Annotated in this window: 8 protein-coding genes and 1 tRNA gene; 2 read left to right on the top strand and 7 right to left on the bottom strand. The window is 63.4% G+C overall.

The window, feature by feature from the left end:
• Positions 1-716: amidase (locus WA702_RS30695; protein ID WP_425114287.1), on the bottom strand; the 716-nt coding region annotated here is incomplete at its 3' end.
• 108 nt (positions 717-824) lie between these two features.
• Between WA702_RS30695 and WA702_RS30690 the strand changes: the two genes are divergently transcribed.
• The gene (locus tag WA702_RS30690) at positions 825-1,418 is read left to right on the top strand and encodes a TetR/AcrR family transcriptional regulator (protein WP_425114286.1); all 594 of its coding nucleotides are present in this window, start codon (positions 825-827) and stop codon (positions 1,416-1,418) included.
• 253 nt (positions 1,419-1,671) lie between these two features.
• On the opposite strand, the gene WA702_RS30685 is transcribed toward WA702_RS30690, so the two are convergent.
• The gene (locus tag WA702_RS30685; RefSeq protein ID WP_425114285.1) at positions 1,672-1,830 is read right to left on the bottom strand and encodes a hypothetical protein; all 159 of its coding nucleotides are present in this window, start codon (positions 1,828-1,830) and stop codon (positions 1,672-1,674) included.
• Between the two features lie 314 nt (positions 1,831-2,144).
• Here WA702_RS30685 and WA702_RS30680 point away from each other — a divergent pair, with 314 nt between their 5' ends.
• Positions 2,145-3,419 (top strand): DUF2130 domain-containing protein, encoded by a 1,275-nt coding sequence (locus WA702_RS30680; protein ID WP_425114284.1) that lies wholly within the window; start codon positions 2,145-2,147, stop codon positions 3,417-3,419.
• Between the two features lie 575 nt (positions 3,420-3,994).
• Here the strand turns inward: WA702_RS30680 and msrA are convergent.
• The 5 genes from msrA to WA702_RS30655 form a co-directional block, all read right to left on the bottom strand.
• A complete protein-coding gene (msrA, locus tag WA702_RS30675; protein ID WP_425114283.1) occupies positions 3,995-4,507 on the bottom strand; it encodes a peptide-methionine (S)-S-oxide reductase MsrA in 513 nt (170 codons plus the stop codon).
• Between the two features lie 336 nt (positions 4,508-4,843).
• A complete protein-coding gene (locus WA702_RS30670; RefSeq protein WP_425114282.1) occupies positions 4,844-5,122 on the bottom strand; it encodes a hypothetical protein in 279 nt (92 codons plus the stop codon).
• A 518-nt stretch (positions 5,123-5,640) separates the two neighbouring features.
• A tRNA-Lys gene (locus tag WA702_RS30665) sits at positions 5,641-5,716 on the bottom strand.
• Positions 5,717-5,879: 163 nt separating this feature from the next.
• Positions 5,880-6,476: a Spy/CpxP family protein refolding chaperone gene (locus WA702_RS30660; protein WP_425114281.1), complete on the bottom strand. Its 597-nt coding sequence runs from the start codon at positions 6,474-6,476 to the stop codon at positions 5,880-5,882.
• Between the two features lie 142 nt (positions 6,477-6,618).
• Positions 6,619-7,902, bottom strand: coding sequence for a TRAP transporter large permease (locus WA702_RS30655; RefSeq protein WP_425114288.1), 1,284 nt, complete (start codon positions 7,900-7,902; stop codon positions 6,619-6,621).
• Positions 7,903-7,928: the final 26 nt, after the last annotated feature.

Raw genomic sequence — 7,928 nt, 5'->3', positions numbered from 1 at the left:
TCCTTGCCGTCGGGCCCCGAAAGCCGGGAGAACGCGAGCGCGAGGTCGCGCACGCTGCGCGCCATCGGCCCCACATGCCAGAAGCGACGCGGCACGCGCGGCCAGATCCCGGTCATGGGCACGCGGCCATGCGTCGCCTTCAGCGAGACGATACCGGTCTGCGCCGCCGGACCGCGCACCGAAATCGCAAGGTCGGTGCCTAATCCCAGCGGTGACATGCCGGCGGCGATCGCCGCCGATTCACCTCCGCTCGAACCGCCCGGCGTGCGGTCGAGATTCCAGGGATTGTTGGAGCGGCCGGTCAGCAGATTGTCACTCTCTATCCCATAGGAGAACTCCGGAAGGTTGGTTTTCGCGAGCAGGATGCCGCCGGCCTGCTTCATGCGCGCGACGCTGGTGGCATCCGTATCGGGCGTGCGTCCCTTGAAGATCGGCGAACCGCGCTGGGTCGCCACGCCGGCCGTATCGATCGAATCCTTTGCCGTGAAGGGCACGCCATGCAGATGGCCAAGCTCGCGGCCGTCTAGGACCGCCTGCTCCGCCGCCCTCGCGGCTTCGAGCGCGCCGTCGGCGACCGTGACGATCGCGTTGATCTTGGGGTCGACCGCTTCGATGCGATCGAGATGCGCCTGTACGATCTCGACCGGCGAGACCTGCTTGGTGCGGATCAGCTCGGCGAGCTTGGCGGCGTCGGAATAGATGATGTCGAGGTTCATTTTATGTCCTACCTAACGCTTGGTAGACACGGGATATGTCTTTCCATTTTTGCCGTCAAGCCCTATCTAACGCTTGGTAGGCTACACGAATGTGTGAGAGGATGTTCTTTGAGCGCGAATTCACGGGAAGCGATCTTGGCCGCGGCGACGCAGATCGCGCAGGCGCACGGCTATCAAGGCCTGAATTTCCGCGATCTCGCCGCGGACGTCGGCATCAAGGCCCCGAGCATCTACCATCACTTTGCGAGCAAGGCCGATCTCGGCGCGGCGGTGGCGAAGCGCTATTGGGAAGACACGGCCGCCGCGCTCGATGGCATCTCGGCGGAATTCGCCGAAGACCCGGCGCGCGCGCTGCACGAATATCCCACCAGGGTGTTTCGTGGGTCGCTCGAGAACGGCAACCGGCTATGCCTCTGCAGCTTCATGTCGGCCGAATATGACGACCTGCCGGCCGAGGTGCAAAAGCAGGTTCAAGCCTTCGCCGATGTCAACACCGCCTGGCTGAGCAGGGTTCTGGTGACCTCGGGCTTGGTCAAGCGCACGGAGAGCGAGGCGCGGGCGCGCTCGATCTTTGCTGCCGTCTCCGGCGCCCAGCTCATGGCCCGAAGCCGCGCGGATATCTCGCTGTTCGATGCGCTGATCGAGGGCTATCGCGCGGCGGGCCTGTTGCCGGACGCGAGGCAGGGATCGCGCAAGCGCTGAACTCTTCAGCCTGCTGTGCCCAACCGGACCTCGGTTCGCGCGTGCCGTGCCGCCAGCACCTCCCTGTCCTCGTCGGCTGTTAGCCCGACGATCTTTCTGTTGGCAGCTTGCAACCACGCCAGCGTGCGCGCGGTCTCCACGAGTGGGCGCAGCGTGAGGTCGGCATCGCGTGACGGCGTGGTGTCGCGGGTCGCAAGGCCGGCGTAGTGGCAGCGTGCCGCGCCGGTCCGGCGGCGCTGACCTCGTCGTACGATCAGCGCTCGAAGCGCGCCAGCGCTTCACGCAGCGAGATGATCGTCGCCTCGAGGTTGTCGCGGCGCGCGCGCAGCGATTTGGCAAGCGTGGAATAGCTGACGTCGTCGGCGTCCGCGATCTGGCTTACCTGCTCTTCCGCCTGGATGTCGGCGGTCATGACCTCCTGCGTGATCCTGAGCGTCTCAATGAGACCGCGCAGACGCGTCACCTCGTCGGAAGGATGCTGGTTGGTTGTCGCGGAACGGAGCAAAGGCATCATTGCATTGACCTCGATTGTCCGGCTTTGGCACAGGCCACGGGTTGCCCGTGATCTCTGCCGCTGACATGGCAAGGGCGATGCCAGCTCCGACCCTTTCGCGCCGGGAGCCGCGTGGAACCTGCGATATTGCCCAGGGATAACGCAGCAGCGCGGGCTTAAACGCGACTCCGCGGAGCGGTAGACTGCGAATCAATCACGACAGGATTCGAATCATGACCGAGCCCCAGATCGTCTGCCCCAATTGCCGCACCGAGATCAGGCTGACGGAACAGCTCGCTGCGCCGCTGATTGCGGAGACGCGGCGGAAGTTCAAGGAGCACCTCGCCGCCAAGGAGGCCGATTACAGCCGGCGCGAACAGGTGCTGAAACAGGCGCAGGATGAGCTTGCGCAGGCGAAGGCCACGGTGAACGAGCAGGTGCTGGCTAAGCTGAAAGCCGAGCGCGCCGGCATCGTGCAAGCCGAGCAGGCGAAAGCGCGCGCGGCCCTGGCCGACGAGATCGGCAATCGCGACCGCCAGCTCGCCGAACTGCACGAGGCCAGTCTCGTCAAGGATGCCAAGCTCGCCGAGGCGCAGAAGGCCCAGGCCGAGATGCTGCGTAAGCAGCGCGAACTCGACGAGGCCAAGCGCGAGTTCGAGCTGACGGTCGAGAAGAAGGTGCAGGAGGGGCTCGGCGCCGTGCGCGACAAGGCGCGGCTCGAGGCCGAGGATTCCCTCAAGGCCAAGGTCGCCGAGAAGGAGGCCCAGATCGCCGGCATGCAGCGGCAGATCGAGGAGCTCCGACGCAAGGCCGAACAGGGCTCGCAGCAGCTGCAGGGCGAGGCGCTGGAGATCGAGCTGGAATCGCAACTGCGCGCCCGCTTCGCCCGCGACCTGATCGAGCCGGTGCCGAAGGGCGAGTTCGGCGGCGACGTGCTGCATCGAGTGTTTAACCAGACTGGCCAGCCCTGTGGCACCATTCTCTGGGAATCCAAGCGTACAAAGCGTTGGAGTGACGGCTGGCTGGTGAAGCTGCGCGACGACCAGCGCACGGCCAAGGCCGAGATCGCGATGATCGTGTCCAGCGCGCTGCCGGAGGGTGTCGAAAGCTTCGACCTGATGGAAGGCGTCTGGGTGGTCGAGCCGCGTTTTGCGCTTCCGCTGGCAATTGCACTTCGCCAGTCACTGATCGAGGTCGCCGGCAGCAAGCTCGCGCAGGAGGGCCAGCAGAGCAAGATGGAGCTGGTCTACACCTATCTGACCGGTCCCCGCTTCCGCCATCGCATCGACGCCATCGTCGAACGCTTCACCGAGATGCAGACCGATCTCGACCGCGAGCGCAAGACCATGATGCGGATGTGGTCCAAGCGCGAGGAGCAGCTGCGCGGCGTGCTCGACTCCACCGCGGGACTCTATGGCGATCTCCAAGGCATCGCCGGCCGCGCCATGGCCGATATCGAAGCCCTGGATATCCTGATGATCGAGGCCAAGGCAGAGGCGGCGGAGTAGTGAGCGCCGTCATTGCGAGCGAAGCAAAGCAATCCAGCGCCAAAGTAAAAGTCTGGATTGCTTCGTCGCTAACGCTTCTTGCAATGAGGTCGAAGCTTGCGTCACTGCAGTCCCGGCCTTGGGTCCCATAACCGCGACTGCTGATGAGCAGAACGGGCTGCATCGACAGCGCGGCGCGAGCCATAGCCGCCTGTGAGTCTGGGTCCCGGCGTGCGCAGGCACGACGGTGGAGTGTGCGGCGGCAGTTCTTAGTCCGGGAAAAGCACGCAGCCCGCGTGAGCGATAGCGACGCGGGACCGAGCCGGCTCATCTCTAAAAAGAAAAGCCGCCTGTTTGCACAGGCGGCCAAGTCCAGGGAGGAAACGCCCGAAAGGGCTACATCAATCTCTATCGCATCGTCTGATTCGTGGATATCCGGTAATCACCGGAGGTTGCACGAAATCAGCAATCCAACGCCGTCGAGCGCTGATGGTTTCCACGAGATATGAGCCGCGTCCGCTTTTTCCTACCGTATCTGCACGATATTTGTCGCAAAACCCGGCGGGCGTGCAGCGCAATGGGTGCGATCCGCGGAGCTAGCTCGCCTTGCGGTGCGGCAGCTTCCAGCCGGGCCGGACGAAATGGCAGGTGTAGCCGTCCGGGTAGCGCTCCAGATAGTCCTGGTGCTCCGGCTCGGCTTCCCAGAAATCGCCGACCGGGGCGATCTCGGTGGTCGCCGGTCCCGGCCACAGGCCGGACGCGTCGACATCGGCGACCGTGTCGCGCGCCACGCGCTCCTGCTCGGGGCTCGTGAAGTAGATGCCCGACCGATAGCTCATGCCGCGGTCATTGCCCTGCCGGTTCAACGTGCTCGGATCGTGGATCTGGAAGAAGAATTCCAGCAGGTCCCGATAGCTCAATAGCGCCGGATCGAAGATCACCTCGATCGCCTCGGCATGGGTGCCGTGGTTGCGATAGGTCGCGTTCGGAACGTCGCCGCCGCTGTAGCCGACGCGGGTCGAAAGTACGCCGCGCTGCTTTCTGACCAGATCCTGCATCCCCCAGAAGCACCCTCCCGCCAGCACCGCGCGTTCAGTCTTTCTTTCCATGATTCCACCTGATGTTCTCTGCGCCGGCACAGGCGCGCCCGGCGCATGGGGATCGACGCCCCCTTAAATAAGCGCGCGACGCGTCGGTCACAATGACTTCTCAGATCACAGGGTCCATTTCGAGTTCTCCGTGGCCAGGAAGACACCGATCAGCGCGCATAGCGCGATCGCCTCGAAATAGAGGATGACCGAGATGAAGCTGCCGCCGTGCCCATCAGCGCGGCGCCAGCGTCACAACGAGTATGGCGCTGAGACGTAGCTCTGCGGCACTCAGGGCCGCGGCGGTCTTTGCTTGATGTGACACCTCGGCCGGTTCGATGTTGTCAGGAAACAGCATCAGGATCGCGCCGATCGGAACCAGCCCCTCAGAACTCCGAGCACCGGCGCATGCCGCAAGAGATACGGCAGATCGGCGAAATGCAATCCGTGGATCGTTTCGGCCGTGCCCGCCATCACTAGGTTCGGCACATTGGCTCGGAGGATCGACGTCGATAGCATGAACGTCGCAAATCCAACGGCGAGCACGATGCCGGTCCGCCCCTGTCTGCCTGCCGTGAGCCCGACATGATCGGCGTGCGCCAGCATGACCGGAACGAGCAGCGAGATCCGCCGCATGTTGGATGCTATCAGGAAGGCCAGCGCGAACGCGAGCAGTACGACTGCAGTGCTCGCGGTCGACGCAACCGCAAAGAAGATTCAAGCCCTAGATCACGATGCGATTACACAGAATCGCATCGTGATCTCATCTCTTTGTTTGAGCATGATCTTTTCGGAAAACCGGTTTCCACTTTTCCGGATCATGCTCTAGCATAGCTGGATCGACGTTGGGCGTTTGCGACCTGCGGGACGAGGAGCGCGATCGCTCGTCGCGATCTCGGAGCGGGACGAACATATTCACTCACGATCAGCTCAGCGGTTGGCCGGCCTTCCCTCCGTTGCCTGGATTACCCTGCAACCAGCAATGATATTCCGGCCCCCTTGCTCATGGGCGAGCTCTTGGGGCGGGGAAACCATCAAGAACATTGCAAAGGTCGATTGGCCGTACAGCTTGCGATCGGAAAAAACGGCGCACGAGACCCATTTCGTTCTCGGCGATCCTTCCCGCGACTCACGAAGAAAGAATGCTCTTGCGATGGTGGGCGCAGTAGGGCTCGAACCTACGACCCGCTGATTAAGAGTCAGCTGCTCTACCAACTGAGCTATGCGCCCGGAACTTGCATCCGGGAAAGCCTTCGCAAGAGCCGGTCGTTTAGCAAAGCGATTTCCGGATGTCCAGCAAGACAAAGTGATTTTTCACATCGTCTAATGCAGAAAAACCGCCGGCGGCCGGCGGTTTTCCCCAGTGATCGTTAACGGCGCCGGCGATGCGGCGTCAGAGCCGTCCGGAGTCCTCGTCGTCCATGTGATTGGGGTTCATGTGATTGGGGCCGAACCGGTGGCCGCCGAAATGCGGGCCCTCGCCGCCGTCCTCGCCGCGCTCCATCCAACGGTGGCGCCAGCCACCGGGGCCAAAGTGGCCGTCATGGCGGGTCAAGACGGCAAGGCGGCGTTTCTGGCCGTCGTCGAGCGTCTTGTAGAGCGGGTCGGCAGCGTCGGCGATGTTCTTCATCGCCGACGCCGTGGCCGCCATGGTGTCGGCGCGCTCGCGCAACCGCGCCACCGGATCGTCCGCATTCTGCGGCGCCTGCGCATCGCCGGGCGCCTGCATGCGTGCATTGGCCCGATCGAGGCGGATCTTGACGAGGTCACGCACCGCGCTCTCGACCGGCGGCCACAGCTTCTCCTGATCGGCGTTCAGCTTCAGCCCGGCATGAACCGCCGCGATCTTGGCGTCTGCGAAGGCCGCGCGGTCCTCGGGGCTGAACCGCATGTGGTGCATATGATCAGATAACCACGAGCGCTGCGCATAAACCGCGCTCGATCCGGCGATGGCAAGAACCGCAACGGCGGCGATGGTGAACCTTCTCATGCGAACCTCCATTGGGAAAGGCACGCCCAGCATGAGCGCGCGGCGCGGCGCAATCAACTTACAGTTTGGACAGAGACAGCCTCTGCCAAACATGTCGTTGCCGTGACGTCGGTCGATTTGTTTCAGATCATTGCGAACCTTGTCAGATCATGCCGAGCAGCCTCGGCAGCCACAGCGAGATCTCCGGCACGTAAGTAATCAAGCCGAGGAAGGCCAGCATCGCCAACAGCCACGGCAGCACCGCGATGGTGATCTCGCTGATCCCCATCTTGGCGATACTCGAGGCGATATACAGATTGAGTCCCACCGGCGGATGGCAGAGCCCGACCTCGGTGTTGACGATCATCAAGATGCCGAGATGCACCGGATTGACGCCGAGCTTGGTCGCGAGCGGAAACAGGATCGGCGCCATGATCAGCAGGATCGAGGATGGATCCATCACGTTGCCGGCGAGCAGCAGGATGACGTTGACGACCAGCAGGAACATCCAGACCGAGAAGTGTTTGTCGACGATCCAGGCCGCCATCTCCTGCGGGATCTGCTCGTGCGTCATCAGGAACGAGAACAGCACCGCGTTGGTGATGATGTAGAGCAGCATCGAGCTCATGCTCGCGGCCTGCAACAACACCTTCGGGACTTCGACGAGCTTGAGCTCCTTGTAGACGAACACCGTGATGACGAAGGCGTAGACCGCGGCCACCGCGGCGGCTTCGGTCGGCGTGAAGATGCCGCCATAGATGCCGCCGAGCACGATGAAGATCAGCAGCAGGCCCCACAGGCTCTCGCGGAACGCCTTGAACTGCTGGCCCAGGGTCGCCCGCTTCATCCTGGGATAGTTGTTGCGCCAGGCGACGAACCAGGTCACGCCCGCCAGCATCAATGCCAGCAGGATGCCGGGCACGATGCCGGCCATGAACAGCGCGCCGATCGAGGTGTTGGTGGAGACGCCGTACAACACCAGGATGATCGAGGGCGGCACCAGAATGCCGAGCGCGCCCGAGGTCGCGATCACGCCGACGCCGAACCGGCGCGGATAGCCGTAGTCCACCATCGCCGGCATCATGATCGAGCCGATCGCGACCACGGTGGCGACGCTGGAGCCGGAAATCGCGGCCCCCCCCCCCCCCGCAGCGACGCCGGCGAGGCCTAAACCGCCGGGCAGATGGCCGACCAGCGAGGTCGTGAACGCGATCATCCGCCGCGCGACGCCGCCGCGGGTGAGAAAAGTGCCGGCCAGGATAAAGAACGGGATCGCCATGATCCCGAAATTGTCCAGACCCGAGAACAGCTTCAGGCCGACGCTCTCGATCGGCACTTCCGTCATGGTGAACAGGAAGGTGAGCACGCTCAGTCCGAGCGAGATCGAGATCGGCATGCCCGTCAGCATCAGGGCAAACAGCAGTCCAAAAATCAGCGCCGCACTCATCACGCTTCTCCGAGCGCGATCGGCGC

Origin of the sequence: Bradyrhizobium sp., assembly GCF_049798375.1 — a bacterium.
Taxonomy (GTDB): Bacteria; Pseudomonadota; Alphaproteobacteria; order Rhizobiales; family Xanthobacteraceae; genus Bradyrhizobium.
The sequence above is the reverse complement of the archived record's forward strand: the minus strand, read 5'-3'. Positions and strand labels throughout refer to the sequence as shown.